Genomic DNA, 23,269 nt, shown 5'->3' with positions numbered 1-23,269 from the left:
GGTGGCTGATAATCCAATGGCGGATACCGACAAAAATGCACTAACCACCAGCGATGAAAACTCGTTGGAGGCAGAAGAGCAAAAAAGCACGCCGTTTGCGCTATTGGGCAATACCGATATTTTGCGACAGGTGATTATTGTGTTGGCGCTGGCAATTTGCTTAGCGCTGGCGGTATTTCTGTTGCTGTGGGGCAAAGAGCCCGAAATGCGCCCCTTGGGCATGTACAATAATCAAGAGCTGATTGAAACTCTGGATTATTTAGATAGCCAAAAAGTAGAATATAAAATTGAAGGCAATACCGTTCTGGTGCGTGCCGATAAATTCTCTGATATTCAATTAAATCTGCGCCGCTCTGGTTTGCAGCAAGCCCCGCCTGAGGGTGACTCCATTTTATTATCCGATCCCGGCTTTGGTATTAGTCAGCGCTTAGAGCGTGAGCGACTTAACTTAAGCCGTGAGCGCCAATTAGCACGCGTGATTGAGCAATTTAATAGTGTTAGTAAAGCGCAAGTGCTATTAGCCATTCCTAGAGAAAACGTCTTTGTGCGCGATAAGCGCCAACCCAGTGCCACTGTGGTGCTAAACCTGCGCCGTAACAGTACGCTGCGCCAAGAAGAAGTGGACTCTATTGTAGATACGGTGGCTTCGGCGGTGCCAGAAATGACACCCGATAAAGTTACCGTGACGGATCAAAATGGTCGGCTGTTAAATTCCGGCTCACAAGATCCGTTATCGGCGCGTAACCGTCGAGAATTTGAACTACAACAAAAACAAGAACGTGAATATCGTCAAAAAATCGACGCTATCTTGAGTCCGGTACTAGGGCTTGGTAATTATACCGCCGAAGTGGATGTGCGCTTAGACTTTACTCGCACCGAGCAAACCGTTAAATCTTTTAACCCGGATCTGCCGGCGGTGCGCTCCGAAATGGTCATGGAAGACACCAGCTCTGGCCTAGGCGCGCTGGGTATTCCTGGGGCGCTGACCAATCAACCGCCCGGTGAGTCTGATATTCCAGAAGATGCCAGTGAGCTTAGTGCTCAGCAACAAAGGCGCAACGATCGCTCACGAAAAGAGGCGACCCGTAACTTTGAGCTCGACACCACCATTAGTCATAGCCAAAACGCCACCGGCGATGTGCGCCGCTTAACGGTGTCGGTAGCTGTGGATCATAAAGAAGTCGTGAGTGAAGATGGCACTGTGACGCGGGTGCCCCTTAATGAAGAAGAGCTCACCCGTATTGATCGCTTATTACGCGGTGGCCTTGGCTTTGATGTAAGCCGCGGCGATGCCATTGAAGTGGTAGCCGTGCCTTTTAATCGTCCAGTAATGGATGAAGTCACTGGCATGCCGTTTTATCAGCAAGCGTGGTTTTTACACATGATGCGCATTATAGGTGCGGTGATTGTGTTGGTGGTGTTGCTGCTTACTTTAGTACGACCCATGGTGCGCCGTTTACTGGGCCAAGAAGAGTTACCGCCTGAGTTTGATTTAGATGGCCAAAATGCCTTATTAGGCAGTGATGACTTAACGCTATTGGCACAACAAGCCGAGCAAGATGAGGGCATGTTTGGTATTCGCGAAGGGCGCTTACAATTGCCTGATCTAAATAAAGATGAAGATGTGCTAAGTGCTATTCGCGCCTTGGTCGCTAACGAGCCAGACTTAGCCGCGCAAGTTATTCGAGATTGGGTGAAAGCCGATGAGTAGTGAAGAACAACTAACGGTCACAGAAGACCAACGTAAAGTGCTGGATAAAATGACCGGCACCGAAAAAGCGGCTTTATTAATGCTTAGCCTGCGCGAAGAAGATGCAGCGCAAATTTTTCGCCACCTCGACCCAAAACAAGTCCAACGCCTAGGCATGAAGATGGCGGCAGTTGGTGATTTTGGCCCCGATCGGGTGGGGGCGGTGCACCGCTTATTTATTGAAGATATTCAGCGCTTTACCAAAATTGGCGTAGGCAGCCAAGACTTTGTGCGTAATGCCTTAGTGGCGGCCTTAGGTGAAGATAAAGCGGGGCGCTTAGTCGATCAAATTAGTGCCGGCGCCGGCTCTCGTGGTCTTGATTCATTAAAGTGGATGGATGCTCGCCAAGTGGCAGGTATTATTTTAAATGAACACCCACAAATTCAAACTATTGTTTTATCTTATTTAGATCCTGAGCAATCTGCAGAAATCTTGCAACAATTTGCGGAGCCAGTACGCTTAGACTTAGTGATGCGAATTGCCGAGCTTGAAGAAGTCCAACCTGCGGCACTGCAAGAGCTAAACGATATTATGGAGAAACAGTTTGCCGGCCAAAGTGGGGCAAAAGCGGCGAAAATGGGCGGCTTAAAAGCGGCGGCTAATATTATGAACTACTTGGATACCGCCATTGAAGGCACCCTAATGGATGCCATTCGTGATGAAGACGAAGAAATGAGCATGAAGATCCAAGACTTAATGTTTGTTTTTGAAAATCTGATTGATGTGGATGACAGAGGCATACAAATGTTGTTGCGTGAAGTAACCGGTGACTTGCTACAAAGAGCCTTAAAAGGCGCCGATGATCAGCTTAAAGATAAGTTCTTAAACAATATGTCTAAGCGAGCTGCTGAGTTACTACAAGATGACTTAGAAGCCATGGGGCCGGTGCGAGTGAGTGATGTTGAATTGGCACAAAAAGAAATTTTGGCCGTGGCCCGTCGCTTAGCAGAAAGTGGTGACTTAATGCTGGCTAAAGGTGGTGGAGATGACTTTATATGAGTCGCCATCCCTATGGCGCTAAGCCGGGGCGTATTCCGGCTGGGCTTAACCCCGACATTGAATTAGATAATTGGGCTTGGCCTGACTTAAGTGATGCTAACGCCGCCCCCGTGGCTGACGCCGAACAAGCACTAAACATTAAGCGCCAAGCCGCACTAGTAGAAGAAGTGCCAGACTATTCGGAAGAACCTGAGCCACTCACCGCTGAAGCGCTAGAAGAAATTCGCCAAGCCGCCTATGAAGAAGGCTTTGCCCAAGGTAAACAAGAGGGGATAGCGGCGGGCCAAGAAGAAGGACGCTTAACGGGTTTACAACAAGGCCACGAGGCGGGGTTAAGCCAAGGCAAAGAAGAAGGCTTAGAAGAGGGGCGAGCGCAGATTGCCGAGCAAGTAGCGCAGTGGCAACAATTAATCTCTCAACTGCAAGCGCCATTAGCGCAAGTCGATAAAGTCGTTGAGCAAAGCTTAGTCACCTTGGCCATTGAGCTGGCTCGTAATTTATTAAAACAAGAAGCGACCACCTCGCCGCAATTATTGTTAGCGACCGTACAAGAAGCTATCTCTGCCTTGCCCAACACCGAACATCATGGCGACACCACCGCTATCACTTTGTATGTCCATCCCGAAGACTTAACGATTTTAGAAGCACACTTTGATGAGCGCAGCTTAGCGAAGCGCCATTGGCAGTTAATAAGCGAGCCGAGTTTGGCGCGCGGCGATGTCAAAGTAAAAACGGCCTTATCTGAGCTAGATGTCAGTTTAGCGCGGCGTATTGATGAGCTAATGGCCAATTTTTTACATGCAAATTGGGCCCGCTTCCATGGTACAGACTAGTCCTTCCTTATCTAAAAGACTGGCCAGCTACCAAACTCAAGGCTTAGTGCCGGCCATGGCCGCTAGTGGTAAATTAACCCGCGTTGTCGGGCTCACGTTAGAAGCCGTGGGCTGTACCGCAGCTGTGGGCAGTTTGTGTAAAATTCAAACACTCTTTGGCGATATGGATGCCGAAGTGGTGGGCTTTTCTGACGATAAACTTTATTTAATGCCCAGTGAATCACTTAAAGGCGTGATCCCAGGTGCGCGGGTGACGCCTGTTGGCCAAGGCGAGGGCGTGCCGGTAGGCATGGAGTTATTAGGGCGCGTGATTGATGGTATTGGCCAGCCGCTTGATGGCTTAGGCCCCATTGTTACTAGCAATACCGCTGATTTTAGTGCCCAACGCTTAAATCCCATGGCCCGCAAACCTATACGTGAAGTGATGGATGTAGGCGTGCGCGCCATCAATGCCTTGATTACAGTGGGTCAAGGTCAGCGCATGGGCTTATTTGCCGGCTCTGGGGTGGGTAAAAGTGTGCTATTAGGCATGATGACCCGCGGCGCCAAAGCCGATGTGGTGATAGTGGGTTTAATTGGCGAGCGGGGCCGAGAAGTAAAAGAGTTTATTGATGAAATTTTAGGGCTGGAAGGGCGAGAGCGAGCAGTGGTAGTGGCCGCACCCGCAGATGCATCGCCGCTAATGCGCCTTAAAGGCTGTGAAACTGCATTGACGTTAGCCGAGTATTTTCGCGATCAAAACCTAAATGTATTGCTGCTGATGGACTCACTAACTCGATATGCTCAGGCGCAGCGTGAAATAGCACTGGCCGTGGGCGAGCCGCCGGCCAGTAAAGGGTATCCGCCCTCGGTGTTTGCTCGCTTACCTGCTTTAGTGGAGCGCGCCGGTAATGGCGCCGAGGGGCAGGGCAGTATCACCGCTTTTTTTACCGTGTTAACCGAAGGCGATGACTTACAAGACCCCATTGCCGATGCCTCGCGCGCCATTTTAGACGGTCATATTGTGTTATCCCGCCAATTAGCCGATAGCGGCCATTACCCAGCCATTGATATTGAAAAGTCCATTAGCCGCGTCATGACCGCAGTCACCACTCAAGAGCATCAGCAGCAAGCCCGTGCGGTAAAGCAAGCCTATGCTTTGTATCAGCAAAATCATGACTTAATTAACTTAGGGGCCTATCAGTCGGGGGCCGATCCGCGCATTGATATGGCGATTTTAATCCGCCCTCGTTTAGAGCATTTTTTAACGCAAAGTATGACTGATGTAGTAGAAATGCCGATGTGTTTGGCAGACTTAGCTAATATTAGTGCACCACTACTACGAGCACAGCAGTGAGGGACAAGGGACTAGGGATTAGTGGTGAGGGACTAGGGATTGGGGAGTTGATACTAGTGATTAGGGATTGGGTAATAGGAATTAGTGATGAGGGATTAGTGATTAGGGAGTTAAAATTCACCATTCACCATTCACCATTCACCATTCACCATTCACCATTCACCATTCACCATTCACCATTCACCACTCACCCATCAACATTGACTAAGAGAAAGCCATGAGCAGAGCACTGCATTTATTATTAGAACAACTGGATAATAAAGAGCGGCAAGCTTCGGCCGAATTAACGGCGGCACAAATTCAGCTGCAGCAAATGCAGCAACAACAAAAAATGCTTAGTCAATATCAACGCAACTACAGCGAAGACTTTCATGCACGTGGCCAGCAAGGTTTAAGCGCTAATCAATTTAATCACTTTCAAGGCTTTATTAATAAGCTGGAAGTAGCACAAACTCAACAGATGGAAGGTTTGCACACGGCTAAACAGCAGTTAGAGCAAAGTCGCAGTGCTTGGCTGGCAGTACGAGCACGCAAACAAGCCATAGAAACCCTCTTAGAGCGTGAAGCCGAGCGCAAGCAAAAAGAGCAAGATAAACAAGAGCAAAAAATGCTCGATGAGCTCACTTTACACCGTTTTTATAGCCAAAAGAAAGACAATCGCTAGCTTTCATCTTACTGTTCTTGGTCAGTGTTCATCGGTAATTAAAATCTTGGTTCGCTTCTTGCATTGATTAAAGTGGGCGAGCGATGCGCGCTCTTAGGCAAACATTGCCGCCGCTTAGATGGGGAACGCTAACTATGACCATGAATATACTATCGGTAACTGCACCTGCAAATGTTGAACTCACTGCTAAAGCAAGTTCTTCTTTAGAAGCTGGCTCAAAGGGCGAGGGTGCCGCTTTTGCCGATTTACTTTCAAAAGAGTCAAGCTCCCAAGCGACGCATCAAGCTTTGCCAGCCAAAGACGCTCCTGCACAGGCTGCTCCCAGTCAGCTTGAAAGTAGTAATCTTGAAAATAGTAATCTTGAAAAAGACAGCGCTGAGAATAACAGCGTAGAAAACGCTGACGTTAAGAACACGGGCGTTAACAACACGGATATTAAAAACGGTGACATAGAAAACAGTAAAACAAAAAACGAAGCTGCAATAGCAGACAGCGATGCTCCAGTCGCTGAGCGAGCTAATGAGTCGGCTACTAAAGTAGCAAACGCTGCCCTTAAAGACTCAGCCTCAGCTTTAGACACTGTTGATGAAGAAGCGGATCCTGCGGTAAGTGTTACTACTGAGCCGGCGGCCTCTCATAGCACAGTGCCCACTTTGGCAGTGGTTTCGCCGCAAAAAATTGAGCCTAATGTCTCGCAAGAAGAGAGTGATAGCTCGGCTCTCACTGCAGAGCGCTTAGCTAAAGATGAGCAAAAACTAGCTCCAAAAACGCAAGTCGACGCTGAAGAGACTGAAAAAGCAGCTTCTAAGTCGCAAGTTAACATAGACGACACCGCCAAAGTCCGCCTTAATAGCGGTGACAATAACTCTGCTGCTGAACAATCGACAGCACCTAAAGCTGTGGACTCTACACTAGAGCAGGTTACGCCTAAGTCCGCTCAACAAGATGCCACCGCTGAGCTAAAAGCCGGCGAAGCTAAACGCTCATCCCAAGGCGGCACTTCGTTGCCGCCTAGTTTTACGCCTCTCACTGCTGAGCAAAAAATAAGTGGCTCCAGCAATGAGCCACAATCTACGGCTGCTCAGTTGGCAACCTCTCAACGCACTAGTGTAGAGAGTGGCAGTGACTTAAATGCCCAACAGGGCCTAAACGACGAGCAAGCTGCTCGCTTATCATCTGCTGAAAAACGCAGTGAATTAGGTAGTCAAGCACTTGAGCAACGCCAAGGCGTTACACCCCAGCCGCCTGCTAATGCTAAAGAGCAAGCCGCACAAGTCTTGCTGGCACAAAATGACATTGAGATTGAGCTGCAAGTGGCCGAAAAGCTTGCCAAGCCTGGGAGTCGCGCGCCCGAGGCGCTAACCAATGCGGCTCCGGAGTGGCTTGCCCAAATTGAACATGGCCGTCGTTGGTCCCAAGATGCTGATAAGCCAAAAGTAAGCGCTTCCTCTGTTAAAACAGACGCTGCGAATGTACATTTGCCACCACTGACCACCGAACAGATAAAAAGTGAGCAAGTTGCAGCGCGCGCGGCCTTTATTGCCAGCCCAGTGGGAGATGAAAGTACAGCAGAGCAAAGTACCGATACGCTAGATAACCTAAAAGCCGAGGTTAATCCGGCGCTGATGCAGCGCGAGCAACCCTTATTAGCACCTACGCCAGAGCGCACCGCCATGCTAGATAAAGCCCTTAATTTGCATAGCTCAGCGGAGCAAAATGCCAAACAGCTAACACAGCAAGCACAAGTAGTGGTCAGTCAGAATTTACAAGAAGCAGAAATTAAACTTAATCCTTCCGAGTTTGGTGCCATGCGTATTCAAATACGCATGGAGCAAGGGGAAGTACAGGTACAGTTTGTGGCCAGCCATCCGGCCGCGCGCGAGGCGCTTGAGCAAGCTATGCCTAGGCTTCGCGAAATGCTCCAGCAGCAGGGCATGAACCTTAATCAAGGCAATCAGCAGCAAACGGGCCAGCAACACTCTAATCAGCAACATAATAACCAGAGTGGCGGCCAAAGTAGCACGCCTTTTCAAGGCTCGGCGCAAGGGCAAGCTGGCCAACAGTCAGCGGAGCAACAGCCGCAATCCAGTGCGGGTGAGGCCAATGCTAGCCAGTGGCGTAGTTACTCGCCAAGTGGTGATGAGGTGCAAGAGCAAGTATCCAATTTGCGATCCCGCGCACCATTAGACTCAACAGCGGCCAAAATAGACTTTTTTGCTTAAAGAAAATCACTACACTAAAGGCGCTAAGCGGCGCATTTATTAACGCCTATCACGCAAGTAATAAGGGTAATCATGGCAGACAATCTGACTATGCCAAAAGTGGCATGGTACAAACGTAAACTTATTTTAATTATTATTGTGCTGTTACTTGCCGGCGGTGGTGCGGGCGCTTATTTCTTCTTGTCCTCTTCTGCAGATAAGGTAGAAAAAGAGCCGGTGGTAGATAATAAAGCTTTATATATCGGCTTATCGCGGCCCTTTATTTTCCCGGTGGTGGCGGGGCGGCGCGAGCGCTTAGTGCAAATTGAAGTGCAACTGATGGTACGCGGCGATCAAGGCCAAGCCGAGGCCCAGCGCCATCTGCCCTTACTTGAAAGTACTCTCCTCACCGTGTTTAGTCGGCAAACCGCCGATAATTACCTCACGGCAGAGGGTAAACTCGCTGTCAGGCAAGAAGCGCTTGATGAACTGAATGCAGTGCTGACTGAAGAATTAGGTAAGCCTTTAGTCGAAAAAGTACTGTTTACCAGTATCGTAATGCAATAGGTGAATCGTGAGCGATCTTTTATCTCAGGATGAAATAGATGCCCTGTTACACGGGGTGGATGATGTAGATGAAGAGTCGGCCGGTAATACGGGCGGCGTTTCCATGTTTGATTTTTCTTCTCAAGACCGCATTGTGCGTGGGCGCATGCCCACCCTTGAGATGGTGAATGAACGCTTTGCCAGACACATGCGCATTAGTTTATTTAACATGATGCGCCGCACTGCAGAAGTGTCGGTGAATGGCGTGCAAATGATTAAGTTTGGTGAATATGTTCACTCTCTATTTTTGCCGACCAGTTTAAATATGGTGCGCTTTCGCCCGTTAAAAGGCATAGGGTTGGTGACCATGGAAGCGCGGCTGGTTTTTATTTTGGTGGATAATTTTTTTGGTGGCGATGGTCGCCATGCCAAAATTGAAGGCCGAGAATTTACGCCTACTGAACGGCGCGTTATTCAACTGCTGCTTAAACTCGTATTTGAAGATTATAAAGAAGCGTGGGCGCCGGTGATGGACGTGGAGTTTGAGTATTTAGACTCAGAAGTTAACCCCACCATGGCCAACATTGTCAGCCCCACCGAAGTGGTGGTGGTCAGCTCTTTTCATATTGAGCTTGATGGTGGTGGCGGCGATTTTCATGTCACTATGCCCTATGGCATGTTAGAGCCAATCCGCGAGTTGCTGGATGCGGGTGTGCAAAGTGATAAAGGCGAAAACGACTTGCGCTGGAGTAAGGCGCTGCGTGATGAAATTCTCGATGTTAAAGTAGATATGTCGGTGCGCTTGCTCGAAAAAGAGCTGAGTTTGCGCAACATTATGGAGCTGCAAAGCGGCGATATTATTCCCATAGAAATGCCCGAGCATTTGTTAATGTCGGTAGAGGGCTTACCGAGTTTTCGGGGGCAGCTGGGCCGTGCTAACGATAAAATGGCGGTGCGCATCACCGAAAAAATTAAAAAGCCAGATACCTTTAAAACTGAACTTAATCAGGTTACCCGTCGCGGCATTCGGATCGACGGTGAAGCTGAGTTAGAAGAATTAGAAAGAACCATCGAGGATGCGTCATGAGTGATGAACAAAACGAGATAGATGATGTTTGGGGCGAAGCCATGGCTGAGCAGACGGAAAAAGACGCCGAGCCCGCAAGCAAAGAGCCAGAGCCAGAAGATACGGCTAAGCCCGTTGAGTTAGATGACTTTAATGATCCTAACAATAAGGCGTTATCCGGTGATGAACGGCGTAAGTTAGATGCTATTTTAGATATTCCGGTGACCATTTCTATGGAAGTGGGGCGCACTCAAATTAGCATTCGTAATTTATTGCAGCTTAATCAAGGCTCGGTGGTGGAGTTAGATAGATTAGCGGGTGAGCCGCTGGATGTCATGGTTAACGGCACCTTAATCGCCCACGGTGAAGTAGTGGTGGTAAACGATAAGTTTGGCATTCGACTCACGGATGTGATTAGTCAAACTGAACGCATTAAGAAGCTTAAATAATGCGCACTTTATGGTTGCTTGCTTTGTTGCCAGTGCCGGCCATGGCCGAAGGGCCCGAGATAAAATGGGACTCGTGGGCTTTGTCGTCGTTACTGGTGATTGGTGCCATTTTTGTTTTAGGCTGGATTTTACGCCGTCTGCGCAGCGCCGCCTTTTTAGGGGGCAGTAAACAACTTAAAATTGTGGCTTCTCTCTCCCTTGGGCAACGTGAGCGTATTATTGTGGTGCAAGTGGGCAAGGAGCAACGCTTATTAGGTGTCACTGCCCAGCAAATTTCCGACTTAGGTGCACTGGCTCAGCCCTTAGTTAGCGCAGACACTATCACAGATACTCAGCCAACTATTATCACCACGCCATTAAACAAGGAACGCTAATGCTTGGCAATAAAGGGAGTGCTTTGCTCCATCGGCACAAAAGTAGGCTGTCTGTTATGTTAGCCGGCCTTATTAAGTGCTGGCCCTTATTATTAGTTGTGGCGAGCCCGGCATTTGCCCAGCAAGGCATGTCGGCAGTGACTGTGTCTACCAACCCAGATGGCAGCCAAGAATACAGCTTAACCCTACAAGTGCTGGCTTTAATGACGGCGCTGTCTTTTTTGCCGGCTATCGTCATTATGATGACGTCTTTTACGCGCATTATTATTGTACTGTCAATTTTACGACAAGCGATGGGGCTACAGCAAAGTCCTAATAACCAAGTATTAATCGGCATTAGCTTATTTTTATCGTTTTTTATTATGTCTCCGGTATTAGACAAAATAAATGACAGTGCCTTGCAGCCGTATTTGGCAGAAGAGATTACCTCTAAAGAAGCGTTATCGTTGGCAGAGTTACCGATGCGCGATTTTATGTTGTCACAAACGCGGGTTAAAGATCTGGACACCTTTCTTAATATCGCCAATATTCAAGTGAACAATGAAGCCGAAGTACCGCTGCGGGTAATTATTCCTGCCTTTGTGACCAGTGAGCTAAAAACGGCGTTTCAAATTGGCTTTATGTTGTTTTTACCTTTTTTGGTAATCGACTTAGTGGTGGCCAGTATCTTGATGGCAATGGGTATGATGATGCTATCGCCGATGATTATCTCTTTGCCCTTTAAACTCATGTTGTTTGTACTGGTGGATGGCTGGAGCTTAATTATGGGGACATTAGCTAACAGCTTTGGCTTAGGAGCGGGATAAATGAGCCCAGAAGTCTTTGTAGATATATTTCGCAGTGCACTATGGCTAGTCACCGTATTAGTGTCGGCGGTTATCTTACCCAGCCTCGCAATTGGCTTAACGGTGGCTATCTTCCAAGCTGCGACCTCTATTAACGAACAAACCTTAAGTTTTTTACCGCGTTTACTGGTGACGCTGGGCGGCTTGGCCGTGGGCGCTCACTGGGGCTTTGGTATGTTAATGGACTTTTTTTATGAATTAATTGAACAAATACCGCAGGTGATTGGTTAACTGACAGCTAGCGGTTCGAGGCCAATAAGACAGTGGTGGCTAGCAAAGTGAGTTTAGTACACCGAATGAAAACGGATAACAACAGCAGCGCTTAAACGGTATTAATCGTCGGCTTTAAGTTTTTAAAGGGGTGGCAGTGAATTTTTCAGCTGAGCAAATACTACTCTGGCTGGCTGGCTATTTATGGCCGCTATTTCGCATTGCCGGTATGCTAATGACCATGGTGATGTTTGGCGCTAACTTAACGCCTATGTATACCCGCTTATTATTAGCGGTAGCCATTACGATTGCGGTGGCGCCTGTGCTGCCGCCCATGCCCGATGTACCCTTATTTTCTTTAGCCAGCTTTTTAATCACCACCCAACAAGTATTAATTGGCGCTGCGGTGGGCTTATTGTCACAGTTTTTATTACAAACCTTTGTAACCGCCGGCCAAGTGATTGCTATGCAAACCAGTTTAGGCTTTGCTTCTATGGTAGATCCGCTCAATGGTCAGTCTACGCCAGTGGTGGGCCAGCTCTATTTAATGCTAGGCACCTTATTATTTTTGGCGCTCAATGGTCATTTAGTGATGATCCAAGCCATTATTTATAGCTTTGATACGCTGCCGGTGTCTATGTCGGGCATTAGTGTGGCGAGCTGGCGCCAACTGGCGGGGCTGCTAGGCATGTTATTTTATGCCGCAGTGGCCATGGCGCTTTCGGCGATAGTGGCGATGTTATTAATTAACTTTACCTTTGGCATTATGACGCGCGCCGCGCCGCAACTAAATATTTTTAGTATTGGTTTTGCGGTGAGCATGGTGTGTGGTTTATTTATTTTATGGCTCACGCTAGGTGGCTTTTTAGGGCACTTTGAAAACCAGTGGCAGCGCATTCAAATGGTGATGTGTGATACTTTGCAGCTCACCTGCGAAGGAGGCTAAATGGCAGAGTCAGATGGCCAAGAAAAAACCGAACAGCCCACCGCTGAAAAAATCCGTAAAGCGCGAGAAAAAGGCCAAATTCCTCGCTCCAAGGAGCTAGGCACGGCGGCGGTGTTACTCAGTGGTGCTTTTGGTTTAATGATGGTGGGCGATGCGCTGGCGCTCGCTTTATTTAAGGTATTTAAGGCCAATTTTTCTCTGGATCGCGCAGCGATATTTGATCCCCAAACGATGCTGCCTGCCTTTCGTGACTCCCTAATTGCACTGTTATGGCCACTGATGGGTTTGTTTGCCATTGTGCTGGTGGCCGCCTTGGTGGGAAATAGTTTATTGGGCGGCATTAACTTTAGCAGTGAAGCCATGATGCCCAAGCTCAATAAAATGAGCCCAGCTAAAGGCTTAAAGCGTATGTTTGGTGTGCAGTCGATGGTGGAGCTGCTCAAGTCGATTGCTAAAGTGGTCTTTATTGCCACCTTGGCCATTTCAGTATTATGGGGACAATTCGATAATATTTTACGCTTAAGTAATGAGAGTTTGCCTCACGCCATGGTGGATGCGACCAGCTTAGTGCTAAAAATGGGCTTGGTACTGTGTTTAGCCTTGCTGCCGATCGTGGCCATTGATGTGCCCTTTCAAATTTGGAACCACACTCGCCAGTTAAAAATGACGCTGCAAGAAATTAAAGACGAATATAAAAACAGTGAAGGTAAGCCAGAAGTAAAAGGGCGAATTCGGCGCATGCAGCAAGAAATGGCTAATAGGCGCATGATGGCGGATGTGCCCGATGCTGATGTGGTAGTGGTGAATCCGCAGCACTTTTCAGTGGCGCTACGCTATGACAAGTTTATGCCCGGTGCCGCGCCGCAAGTGGTTGCCAAGGGCCAAGATGAAATCGCACTAAAAATTCGCGAAATTGCCCGTGAGTATGAAATTCCCGTTATTTCTTCGCCGCCCTTAACTCGCGCTATTTATTTTTCGACTAAAATAGGTGGCGAAATTCCCGAGGGCTTATTTGTGGCGGTGGCACAAGTGCTGGCCTATGTGTTTCAGCTTAATAACTGGCGCAAAGGTCAAGGGCGCAAACCCACTGCGCTAAAAGATGACTTGCCCATCCCCGATGACTTAAAAGTAGACGAGGCGCGTTAGCGATTCATGCTCCCTAATCCCTAATCCCTAATCCCTAATCCCTAATCACCAGACCTCAATCCTTTTGGCTCGTTTATTGCATGGCTTGAGTATCTTTCTTTAGTGACAAGTCAATAGCAATGGCATTTAAGGACAAATTACAGCAACTTGGCCCTTGGAACTCCTGGTTCAGCAAGGGCATAGGCACCCCTTTATTGGTGCTAGCGGCATTAGGCATGGTAGTTTTGCCTATCCCGGCCTTTTTGCTGGATATTTTGTTCTCCTTTAATATTTCTCTCGCCTTAGTCATCTTATTAGTGGCTGTTTATAGCAAACGGCCGCTGGATTTTGCTGCCTTTCCTACCGTGTTATTAGTGGCTACCTTGCTGCGTTTAGCGCTAAACGTGGCCTCCACACGAGTTGTATTATTAGAGGGCCACTTAGGTGAAGGGGCGGCCGGTAACGTTATTGAAGCCTTTGGTAATGTGGTGATCGGGGGTAACTACGCCGTGGGCTTAATTGTGTTTTTGATCCTAATGATCATTAACTTTGCCGTGGTTACCAAAGGTGCCGGTCGAATTGCTGAAGTAAGTGCCCGCTTTACCCTAGACGCCATGCCCGGTAAACAAATGGCCATTGATGCGGACTTAAACGCTGGCTTAATTAATCAAGATGAAGCGCGCAGCCGTCGGGCTGAAGTGACTCAAGAAGCCGATTTTTATGGCTCTATGGACGGTGCCTCTAAGTTTGTAAAAGGGGATGCTATCGCCGGCATCATGATCTTATTTATTAATATCATTGGCGGTTTTATTATTGGTATGGCGCAGCATGGTTTGTCCTTTGCTGAAGCGGCAAAAATTTATACGCTATTAACCATAGGTGATGGGTTAGTCGCACAAATTCCCTCCTTAATGCTCTCTATTGCCGCGGCCATTATTGTTACTCGCCAAAATAACAGTGAAGACATGGGTGAAGCCATGTTGGGCCAGTTATTTGATAATCCAAAATCCCTAGCTATTGCTGCCGGCCTATTAATTACCATGGGTATAGTGCCAGGTATGCCCCATTTCGCCTTTTTGCTGTTAGGTGGTTTATCCGGATTTGCCGCGTGGTGGACAGCCAAGCGCAATACGCGCGTCGCTAAAGAATTAGTAGCCCAAGAATTAGCGCCGCCACCGGCCAGTACTGAAGTGAAAGAGCTGGGCTGGGATGATGTAACTCAGGTAGATACCATAGGTCTTGAGGTGGGGTATCGCTTAATCAGCCTAGTAGACCAAGCGCAAGGCGGCGAGTTACTAAGTCGTATTAAAGGCGTGCGTAAAAAGCTTTCTCAAGAGTTAGGCTTTTTAATTCCTGCGGTACATATCCGCGATAACTTAGAGCTTGGCCCTAATGAATATCAAATTACCATGATGGGGGTGAGCTCAGGCTCGGCTGAAATTTATCCTGAGCGCGAATTAGCCATTAATCCCGGCCAAGTGTTTGGTCCGGTACAAGGTATCGACACTCGCGATCCCGCCTTTGACTTAGAAGCAACTTGGATTAGCAAAGACCAAATTGAGCAAGCACAAAGCTTAGGCTACACAGTCGTGGATGCCGCCACCGTGGTCGCTACCCACTTAAGCCAGTTATTAACTAACCACGCTTCCGTATTATTAGGCCATGAAGAAGTACAAAATCTGATTGACCAAATTGGCCACACTAATCCGAAATTAGTGGAGGGCCTAGTGCCCAACACCATGAGCTTAGGCTTAGTCACTAAAGTATTACAAAGCTTGCTGCACGAGGGGGTCACCATTCGTGATATGCGCACCATTTTAGAAACGCTGACTGAATACGCCACTAAGAGCCAGGATCCAGAAGTATTAACGGCGGCCTGTCGTATCGCTTTGCGCCGTTTTATGGTGCAAGAAATTGCCGGTATCGAGCGAGAATTACCGGTTATTACCTTGGCGCCAGAGTTGGAACAAATCTTGCAGAACTCATTACAAGCAGGCGGCGCTCAAGGCAGTGGCATAGAGCCAGGTCTTGCAGAGCGGATGCAGCAATCATTAGCACAGGCTGCGGCCAATCAAGAAATGGAAGGACAGCCGGCAATATTGTTGACTTCGGGAATGTTGCGCACCACTTTGGCGCGTTTTGTTAAACATACGATTCCCAGTTTGCGGGTGTTGTCATATCAGGAAGTGCCTGATGACCGCCAAATCCGCATTGTGGCGTCAGTCGGTGGCCAGCAACAATAGGTGTCAGCAACCCTAGGGTGGGAGTTAAATGAAGATAAAACGTTTTTTTGCCAAAGATATGCGCTCTGCATTAGCCGAAGTTAAAGAAGTACTTGGCAATGATGCGGTGATCATGTCTAACAAAAAAGTCTCGGGCGGCATAGAAATTGTGGCAGCCGTAGATGACGATGAACCTTCAGCTACCCCTATACAACGACCTTTGCATGACGACAATGTCAAAATATCGTCGCATGCGCGTCAATTTGTTCCGCCACTAAATGAACAAGAGCAAGTAGAAACCTTGCAATCGCTGTTAATGCGCGGCCGTCAGGCACCCTCGCCACAAACTCTGGCCGAGCAGGTGGATTGGAATGATCCCCGTTTAGCACCTCAGTCGCCCTTAACCGCCGGTTTAAAGGCAGGGCGAGAAGCCGGGCGCTATGCGAGTCGCGATGCGCTGCTTGAAAATAAAGCCACTGAGCGTCGCGATCCCAATAATCAAGCAGCGGGTTATGGTCGTCGCCGTGAGCCTACCTTAAGTCCGCTCGCCAATGCGCTAAATACTGCCCCTTTACATGACAGCCGTGAAACTAAGCGCAAAGAAAGCGCTAAAGATAAAGAGCTGAGCGCCATGCGCCAAGAGATTGCTAGCATTCGCCGCCTACTTGAACATCAAGTCAGTGGCCTTATGTGGCAAGAAGTGGAGCGCCGTGAGCCGGTGCGCGCCTTGGTAATTAAACAATTAAATGAATTGGGTTTTAGTGATGGTTTTGCCGATCAATTAGCGATGCGCATCAATGACCAAGCGCCGCCCCATGAAGCTTGGAGCCAAATTGAAAGTGCGCTTAACCAGCAATTGTTAACAGGCGAAGATGAAATTTTACGCCAAGGCGGGGCGGTGGCGCTATTAGGGCCAACGGGAGTGGGTAAAACCACCACCATTGCTAAATTAGCGGCGCGCTTTGCCGCGCGCTACGGCGCCGATCAAATAGCGCTTATTACTACCGACCATTATCGCATTGGGGCTCACGAGCAGCTGCAAACTTATGGTCGCATTATGGGCGTGGTTGTTAAACAAGCGCGCACTTATCAAGAGTTAGCGCAAACGCTGTATCAGCTGCGTCATCGGCGTTTAGTGTTGATTGATACCGCGGGTATGGGACAGCGAGATTTACGATTAAACGAACAACTCGACACCTTAGTGGGTGATAAGCAAATTAAAATTCGTAACTACTTAGTGCTGCCGGCTACGGCTCAACGGCGCGTGCTACAAGAAGCAGTAGATCATTTTCGCCGTATTCCGCTGGCGGGCTGCATTCTCACTAAGTTAGATGAAAGCTTATCACTGGGCGATGTGCTCGATATTAGTATTCAAAATAGCTTACCCATCAGCTACATCACAGACGGGCAACGGGTACCAGAAGACTTGCGTTTAGCTAATGGGCAAGAATTAGTTAAACAAGCTTTAGGTAACTTAGAACAGCGTCGAGAAGACCCCTACTATTGGGAATCTTCAGAGTCCGATGAAGAGGATGCGCGTTTTTATGAATAATTGGTTTCACGACCAGGCGAGTGGACTGCGGCTTATGCAAAAAACCAGCAGAGTACAGGTTATCTCAGTCACCGGTGGTAAAGGCGGCGTGGGTAAAACCAATATCACGCTTAATATGGCCTCGGCGATGGCCGCCATGGGTAAAAAAGTCATGGTGTTAGATGCTGACTTAGGGTTGGCGAACGTTGACGTTTTGCTTGGCATTCGCGTGACCCGTAACTTATCTCATGTACTGCGCGGTGAGTGCAGCTTAGATGAGGTCTTGGTGGAAGGGCCACAAGGCATGATGATCATTCCGGCCACCTCCGGTAATCAGTCGATGACTGAGTTGACGCCGCTCGAGCATGTCAGCTTAATTCGTGCCTTTAGTGAGATGCAAACGCCGATTGATATTTTGCTGGTCGACACCGCCGCCGGTATTTCTGACATGGTATTAAGCTTTTCTCGCGCTGCGCAAGAAGTCATGGTGATTGTTTGTGATGAGCCCACTTCTATTACCGATGCTTACGCCTTAATTAAAATATTGTCCCGAGATTACGGTGTGTTTCGCTTTAAAATTGTGGCCAATATGGTACGCAGTCAACGAGAAGGCCAAGAATTATTCGCCAAGCTTACCCGCGTTACCGATCGTTTTTTAGATGCGGCCTTAGAGCTGGTTGCCTGTGTGCCCTTTGATGGCAATTTACGCTTAGCGGTGCGCCGTCAAACACTTGTGGTTAATCAATATCCTCAGTCGCCCTCTGCCATGGCCATTAAGGCGCTCGCCAATAAAGCGCTAAGCTGGCCGGCGCCGGAGCGGGCGGGAGGGCACTTACAATTTTTTATCGAAAATCTACTCAATCCGCCGGTGGCACAGAGCAATGTCTGGAGTAAATAAAGCACTGGCTTATGCCAGGCAGCAAAGCAACCAGTTAGTGGAACGCCACGTCGGTTTGGTGCGCAGAATTGCTCATCATATGCTGGCGCGACTTCCTGATAGCGTCTTATTGGATGACTTAATTCAATCGGGCATGGTGGGCTTGCTAGAAGCAACACGAAATTTTGATGCCAGTAAAGGGGCCAGCTTTGAAACCTTTGCCGGAATTCGTATTCGCGGAGCCATGTTGGATGAAATTCGTCGCGGCGATTGGGTGCCGCGCTCCGTGCATAAAAACAGCCGCCAAGTGGCACAAGCGATTGCCAGCGTACAAAAGCGGGAGGGGCGTAATGCCACCGATCGCGAAGTCGCTGAAGAGTTAGGCGTGAGCATTGAAAGCTATAACGCCATGTTGCTCGATACCAGCAATGGCAAGATTATCGAAATGGATGAATTTGAAAGCGGTATCGACAACCAACTCGATATGAATCATCAAGAGGGAAACCCCTTCGATAATATGGCTAAACAGCGTTTTCAAAGCGCGCTTTCCAGTCACATTAAAACCTTGCCTGAGCGCGAAGCCTTAGTGCTGTCTTTGTATTATGACGAAGAATTAAATTTAAAAGAAATTGGCGAAGTGCTTGAAGTCAGTGAGTCGCGAGTGAGCCAAATTCATAGCCAAGCCATGCACCGCTTACGCGCAAAATTACAGGTGTGGCAGTAATTTTTTGTTAGGTTAATTTGGTGAAGATGCGCACTAAGTAATTATTATTTTTAATAAATTGAGCATTAAATCGTCAAAATAGCACGCTCGTAGTCGATTAATGAGTTTTCACTCAATATGCGACTTAAGTTAACGTTTATTAGGTCGATATAGATAAACTATTAGCCATGTTCAGCGGCCAAGTTGAGGCTGAGGAAGGAGAAATTGCTTGGATAAAAATATGAAAATCCTGATTGTGGATGACTTTTCCACCATGCGCAGGATTATTAAAAACCTACTGCGAGATCTTGGGTTTAATAATACTCATGAAGCTGATGACGGGCTAACGGCATTGCCGATGTTAAAAAACTCTGATTTCGATTTTGTAGTCACAGACTGGAATATGCCCGGTATGCAAGGCATCGACTTGTTAAAAGCTATTCGTGCTGACGATAAGCTCAAACATTTGCCGGTGCTTATGGTAACGGCGGAAGCGAAACGTGAGCAAATTATTGCCGCAGCTCAGGCGGGTGTGAATGGCTATGTAGTTAAGCCTTTTACCGCGGGCACGCTTAAAGAAAAACTCGAGAAGGTATTCGAGCGCATTGGATAAAAAAGGCAGCGAGATGGCAGTGAATAAAAGCACGATCAACCTAGAACAAGCCAAAATTTTAGTGGCCATGTTAGAGCGGGGAGATCAAGACGGCGCCGATCGTTATCTCACCGACGTTTGCATGCCTCAAGCTAAAGACTTGGTTGAGCAAGTAGGCCAATTAACGCGCCAATTACATGACTCTTTACAAGAGTTTCGTAACGATCCTCGGCTACCCGAGCTTGCCGAAAGCGAAATTCCTGATGCCCGTGAGCGTTTAAGCTACGTGATTGACATGACGGACAAAGCCGCTAATCGCACCATGGATGCGGTAGAGGCCAGCTTACCTATAGCCGATCGCTTGAGTGATAACATCACCAGTGTATTACCGGGTTGGCGAGAGTTGATGGCTCGTCAATTAGAGCTGAATAAGTTTAAAGACTTATGTACTGAGTTGGATGGTTTTTTACACAATTCAGAGCAAGACGCTAACCAGTTGCGTAACTTGCTGACCGAAATTTTAATGGCACAAGATTATCAAGATTTAACCGGCCAAATGATCCGTCGAGTGATTAATTTGGTGCAAGAGGTTGAAGCTAAGTTAGTGGCTATTTTAACGGTATTTGGCCGTCTACCGGGGATGGAAGCCATTCAGCAAAAAGCTGAGGCTAAAAAATCCAAGGTAGCTGACATCACTGCTGAAGGCCCGATCTTGAATAAAGAGCATCGCGAAGATGTGGTCTCAGATCAGGATGGCGTAGATGATCTACTGTCCAGTTTGGGATTCTAAGGAGAAAACATGGGCTTTGAGGTAGATGAAGATATTCTACAAGACTTTTTGGTTGAAGCATCCGAAATTCTTGAGCAATTATCTGAGCAATTAGTCACGCTAGAACGTGACCCCGATGATAAAGACTTGCTGAACGCGATATTTCGTGGTTTTCATACCATTAAAGGTGGCGCTGGCTTTTTGTCCCTCACGGCACTTGTAGACACCTGCCACAGAGCCGAAAACATCTTTGATATCTTGCGTAACGGCCAGCGCCAAGTTACGCCTGAGTTAATGGATGTGATTTTACACGCCTTAGACGCCGTAAATGTCATGTTTTCTGAGTTGCAAAATCGGGAAGAGCTCACTCCCGCAGCCCCCTCCCTATTGGCGGAGCTTGGGCGTTATTGCCAACCTGCCTCTGCTGAAGAGAATGCAGCGCCTGTTAGCTCTGAGCCAGCGCCTGCCAGCCCTGGGTCTGCAGGCATTGCCGGCTTAGAACAAGCTGAGTATCAACAAATGCTCAATGAGTTAGCGCCGGCCAGTGATACCTCAAGCGATGAGTTATCAGACAGTGCTTCTGATGATATTAGCGATGATGAATTTGAAGCGCTGCTCGATGAGTTACATGGGGCAGGTAAGCACAGTGGCGTTCCTGTGGATGCTAAGTCGTCCGCCTCCGCGGCTGAAGATGAGCTTATTGGCGATGATGAGTTTGAAGCACTACTCGATCAGCTTCATGGCTCGGGTAAGGGACCGACGATAACCGATGACGCCCCTTTTGCGCCTGTGGCTCCACCCCCTTCAGCACCCGCTCCAGTAGCAGTAAAAGCGGAAGAAAAGCCGGCGGCTAAAGCGCCCAGTGCCTCTAATGCCAATACCGACTCCACGGTGCGTGTAGACACTAAAATACTCGATAACATTATGAATATGGTGGGTGAGTTGGTGTTGGTGCGCAACCGCTTATTGAGTCTTGAAGCTAATCATGATGATGAAAACATCTCTAAAACAGTGGCTAACCTCGACTCGGTCACCGGCGATTTGCAAGGTGCGGTGATGAAAACCCGCATGCAGCCCATTAAGAAAGTATTTGGCCGTTTCCCGCGCGTGGTGCGCGATATTGCGCGCAATATGCACAAAGAAATTACCTTAGAAATGGTGGGTGAAGATACCGACTTAGATAAAAACTTAGTTGAAGCACTAGCCGATCCCTTAGTGCACTTAGTGCGTAACTCTTGTGATCACGGTATTGAAATGCCTGAGGTGCGTGAGGCTGCTGGCAAGCCCCGCGTGGGCACGATTCGTTTAACGGCGTCGCAAGAGGGCGATCATATTTTATTAGGTATCGAAGATGACGGTGCCGGTATGGATCCGCAAAAGCTAAAAGATATCGCTATTAATCGTGGCATTTTAGATACCGACGCCGCGGCGCGCATGACGGATCATGAAGCCTATAACCTGATTTTTGCCCCGGGTTTTTCTACCAAAGTAGAAATTACCGATGTGTCAGGCCGAGGGGTGGGCATGGATGTAGTTAAAACCGGTATTACCTCGGTTAATGGCTCTATTCATATCGACTCAACGCTAGGCCAAGGCACCAAATTACAAATTAAAGTACCCCTTACGTTAGCTATTCTACCCACGCTAATGGTGTTAGTAGGCCAGCAAACCTTTGCTTTACCTTTGACTAACGTGGATGAAATTTTCCATTTGGACTTAACACGTACGCGTATAGTCGATGGGCAAATGACCATAGTGGTGCGTAACCATGCAATTCCTTTGTTTTATTTACAAGACTGGTTATTAAAAGGAGCGCGGCGCGAGCGCAAAGACAAAGGGCATGTGGTGATAGTGGCCGTGGGTAATCAGCAAGTAGGCTTTGTGGTGGATGGCTTAATTGGCCAAGAAGAAGTGGTGATTAAACCACTAGACCAATTACTGCACGGCACTGCAGGCATGGCTGGCGCTACCATTACCAGTGATGGCGGAATTGCTCTTATCCTCGATTTAGCGGGCCTAATTAATGCCTATGCGCGTCGCTACGTCTAACTTCTAATAATAAACACGAGGTATGAATGGCTATTAGGGTATTAGTGGTTGATGATTCAAGCTTTTTTCGACGCCGCGTCAGTGAGATCCTCGATCTCGATCCCATGCTTAAGGTGGTGGATACCGCTGCTAACGGTAAAGAAGCCGTAGAAAAATCTCGCACCGGCAGCTATGACGTGATCACCATGGACATTGAAATGCCGGTGATGGATGGCATTAGTGCGGTGCGTGAAATAATGAAGACGAATCCCATCCCCGTACTGATGTTCTCCTCATTAACTCATGATGGGGCGCAAGCTACCCTAGATGCGCTAGACGCCGGTGCTATGGACTTTTTGCCTAAACGCTTTGAAGACATAGCGCGTAGTAAAGAAGAAGCCATTTTATTACTGCAACAAAGAGTTAAAGCTATTGCACGCCGCCGCCCTTTAATTGCGCCCCGCAGTGCTGCTTTGCGCCCCAGTGCAAGTAGCTCGGCACTGGATACAGCTAAGGCGGGGAGTTTAGCCAGTCGCTCTCGGTCTGCGCCCTTAGGCGGAGTTACTCCTGCTCGCCAAGTGCCAGCTCCGCCTATTGAGCGCAAAACAGCGCCTAAGCGCACGGGCAAGAGTTACCAGTTATTAGCGATTGGTACTTCAACCGGTGGGCCGGTGGCTTTACAAAAAGTACTCACCGCTTTACCGGCTAATTTTCCTCATCCTATTGTGCTGATTCAGCATATGCCAGGTACCTTTACGGCGGCTTTTGCGGCGCGGCTTAATACCTTGTGCCAAATAAATGTTAAAGAAGCTGAAGACGGCGATAGCTTGCGCCCCGGACATGCTTATTTAGCGCCAGGCGGTAAGCAAATGTTGCTAGAAGGGCGTGCGGGTGCAGCAAGGCTGCGCATTATTGATGGTAATGACAAGGTCAATTATAAGCCGTGTGTCGACATTACCTTTGCCTCTGCAGCAAAAATCTATGGCGCTAAAGTATTGGCGGTGGTGCTGACCGGCATGGGTGCCGATGGCCGTGAAGGGGCGCGTTTACTAAAAGATCAAGGGGCTAATATTTGGGCACAAGATGAAGAAACCTGTGTGGTTTATGGCATGCCCCAAGCCATTGCTAAAGCAGGGCTTGCTAGCGAGTCGTTGCCGTTACCCATTATTGGTGAGGCTATCGTTAACGAGATGAGTCATTAA

22 protein-coding genes are annotated in these 23,269 nt (G+C 48.2%); all 22 read left to right on the top strand.

Translation table 11 applies throughout. The features are described 5' to 3' along the window. The first annotated feature begins 16 nt into the window (after window positions 1-16). The 22 genes from fliF (at window position 17) to CBP12_RS05750 (ending at window position 23,269) form a co-directional block, all read left to right on the top strand. Entirely contained in the window at window positions 17-1,711 is a 1,695-nt protein-coding gene (fliF, locus tag CBP12_RS05855) for a flagellar basal-body MS-ring/collar protein FliF (RefSeq protein ID WP_198341892.1), read from the top strand. Beyond that, window positions 1,704-2,750 (top strand): flagellar motor switch protein FliG, encoded by a 1,047-nt coding sequence (gene fliG / locus CBP12_RS05850; protein WP_086963606.1) that lies wholly within the window; start codon window positions 1,704-1,706, stop codon window positions 2,748-2,750. The genes fliF and fliG overlap by 8 nt, the downstream gene beginning before the upstream one ends. After that, the gene (gene fliH, locus CBP12_RS05845) at window positions 2,747-3,583 is read left to right on the top strand and encodes a flagellar assembly protein FliH (RefSeq protein WP_086963605.1); all 837 of its coding nucleotides are present in this window, start codon (window positions 2,747-2,749) and stop codon (window positions 3,581-3,583) included. The genes fliG and fliH overlap by 4 nt, the downstream gene beginning before the upstream one ends. Then, window positions 3,570-4,919 (top strand): flagellar protein export ATPase FliI, encoded by a 1,350-nt coding sequence (gene fliI / locus CBP12_RS05840; protein WP_086963604.1) that lies wholly within the window; start codon window positions 3,570-3,572, stop codon window positions 4,917-4,919. The genes fliH and fliI overlap by 14 nt, the downstream gene beginning before the upstream one ends. Before the next feature lie 217 nt (window positions 4,920-5,136). Further along, on the top strand, window positions 5,137-5,583 hold the full coding sequence (gene fliJ, locus CBP12_RS05835) for a flagellar export protein FliJ (RefSeq protein WP_086963603.1): 447 nt from the start codon (window positions 5,137-5,139) through the stop codon (window positions 5,581-5,583). A gap of 134 nt (window positions 5,584-5,717) precedes the next feature. Continuing rightward, window positions 5,718-7,805, top strand: coding sequence for a flagellar hook-length control protein FliK (locus CBP12_RS05830; RefSeq protein ID WP_157420053.1), 2,088 nt, complete (start codon window positions 5,718-5,720; stop codon window positions 7,803-7,805). Window positions 7,806-7,877: 72 nt separating this feature from the next. After that, entirely contained in the window at window positions 7,878-8,351 is a 474-nt protein-coding gene (locus tag CBP12_RS05825; protein WP_086963601.1) for a flagellar basal body-associated FliL family protein, read from the top strand. Between the two features lie 7 nt (window positions 8,352-8,358). Next, window positions 8,359-9,417, top strand: coding sequence for a flagellar motor switch protein FliM (gene fliM / locus CBP12_RS05820; RefSeq protein ID WP_086963600.1), 1,059 nt, complete (start codon window positions 8,359-8,361; stop codon window positions 9,415-9,417). Further along, window positions 9,414-9,845, top strand: a complete 432-nt coding sequence (gene fliN, locus CBP12_RS05815; protein WP_086963599.1) for a flagellar motor switch protein FliN — start codon at window positions 9,414-9,416, stop codon at window positions 9,843-9,845. Before fliM ends, fliN begins: the two co-directional genes overlap by 4 nt. Then, the gene (gene fliO / locus CBP12_RS05810; protein ID WP_232455162.1) at window positions 9,845-10,219 is read left to right on the top strand and encodes a flagellar biosynthetic protein FliO; all 375 of its coding nucleotides are present in this window, start codon (window positions 9,845-9,847) and stop codon (window positions 10,217-10,219) included. Before fliN ends, fliO begins: the two co-directional genes overlap by 1 nt. A gap of 56 nt (window positions 10,220-10,275) precedes the next feature. Then, window positions 10,276-11,025, top strand: coding sequence for a flagellar type III secretion system pore protein FliP (gene fliP, locus CBP12_RS05805; RefSeq protein ID WP_086963598.1), 750 nt, complete (start codon window positions 10,276-10,278; stop codon window positions 11,023-11,025). Further along, window positions 11,026-11,295 (top strand): flagellar biosynthesis protein FliQ, encoded by a 270-nt coding sequence (gene fliQ / locus CBP12_RS05800; RefSeq protein WP_086963597.1) that lies wholly within the window; start codon window positions 11,026-11,028, stop codon window positions 11,293-11,295. Between the two features lie 136 nt (window positions 11,296-11,431). Further along, complete coding sequence (gene fliR / locus CBP12_RS05795; protein WP_086963596.1) at window positions 11,432-12,220, top strand: flagellar biosynthetic protein FliR; 789 nt, start codon at window positions 11,432-11,434, stop codon at window positions 12,218-12,220. Continuing rightward, on the top strand, window positions 12,221-13,366 hold the full coding sequence (flhB, locus tag CBP12_RS05790) for a flagellar biosynthesis protein FlhB (RefSeq protein WP_086963595.1): 1,146 nt from the start codon (window positions 12,221-12,223) through the stop codon (window positions 13,364-13,366). A 119-nt stretch (window positions 13,367-13,485) separates the two neighbouring features. Next, on the top strand, window positions 13,486-15,588 hold the full coding sequence (gene flhA, locus CBP12_RS05785; RefSeq protein ID WP_086963594.1) for a flagellar biosynthesis protein FlhA: 2,103 nt from the start codon (window positions 13,486-13,488) through the stop codon (window positions 15,586-15,588). A gap of 28 nt (window positions 15,589-15,616) precedes the next feature. Next, window positions 15,617-17,119, top strand: coding sequence for a flagellar biosynthesis protein FlhF (gene flhF / locus CBP12_RS05780; protein WP_086963593.1), 1,503 nt, complete (start codon window positions 15,617-15,619; stop codon window positions 17,117-17,119). After that, on the top strand, window positions 17,112-17,996 hold the full coding sequence (locus tag CBP12_RS05775; protein WP_086963592.1) for a MinD/ParA family ATP-binding protein: 885 nt from the start codon (window positions 17,112-17,114) through the stop codon (window positions 17,994-17,996). The genes flhF and CBP12_RS05775 overlap by 8 nt, the downstream gene beginning before the upstream one ends. Beyond that, complete coding sequence (locus CBP12_RS05770) at window positions 17,980-18,699, top strand: RNA polymerase sigma factor FliA (protein ID WP_086963591.1); 720 nt, start codon at window positions 17,980-17,982, stop codon at window positions 18,697-18,699. The genes CBP12_RS05775 and CBP12_RS05770 overlap by 17 nt, the downstream gene beginning before the upstream one ends. A gap of 220 nt (window positions 18,700-18,919) precedes the next feature. Then, the gene (gene cheY / locus CBP12_RS05765) at window positions 18,920-19,291 is read left to right on the top strand and encodes a chemotaxis response regulator CheY (protein WP_456299467.1); all 372 of its coding nucleotides are present in this window, start codon (window positions 18,920-18,922) and stop codon (window positions 19,289-19,291) included. 13 nt (window positions 19,292-19,304) lie between these two features. Beyond that, a complete protein-coding gene (locus tag CBP12_RS05760; protein ID WP_086965402.1) occupies window positions 19,305-20,060 on the top strand; it encodes a protein phosphatase CheZ in 756 nt (251 codons plus the stop codon). A gap of 9 nt (window positions 20,061-20,069) precedes the next feature. Continuing rightward, the gene (locus CBP12_RS05755) at window positions 20,070-22,088 is read left to right on the top strand and encodes a chemotaxis protein CheA (RefSeq protein ID WP_086963589.1); all 2,019 of its coding nucleotides are present in this window, start codon (window positions 20,070-20,072) and stop codon (window positions 22,086-22,088) included. A 26-nt stretch (window positions 22,089-22,114) separates the two neighbouring features. Further along, on the top strand, window positions 22,115-23,269 hold the full coding sequence (locus CBP12_RS05750) for a protein-glutamate methylesterase/protein-glutamine glutaminase (RefSeq protein WP_086963588.1): 1,155 nt from the start codon (window positions 22,115-22,117) through the stop codon (window positions 23,267-23,269).

Source organism: Oceanisphaera avium (genome assembly GCF_002157875.1).
In the GTDB taxonomy this organism is placed as follows: domain Bacteria; phylum Pseudomonadota; class Gammaproteobacteria; order Enterobacterales; family Aeromonadaceae; genus Oceanimonas; species Oceanimonas avium.
The sequence above is the reverse complement of the archived record's forward strand: the minus strand, read 5'-3'. Positions and strand labels throughout refer to the sequence as shown.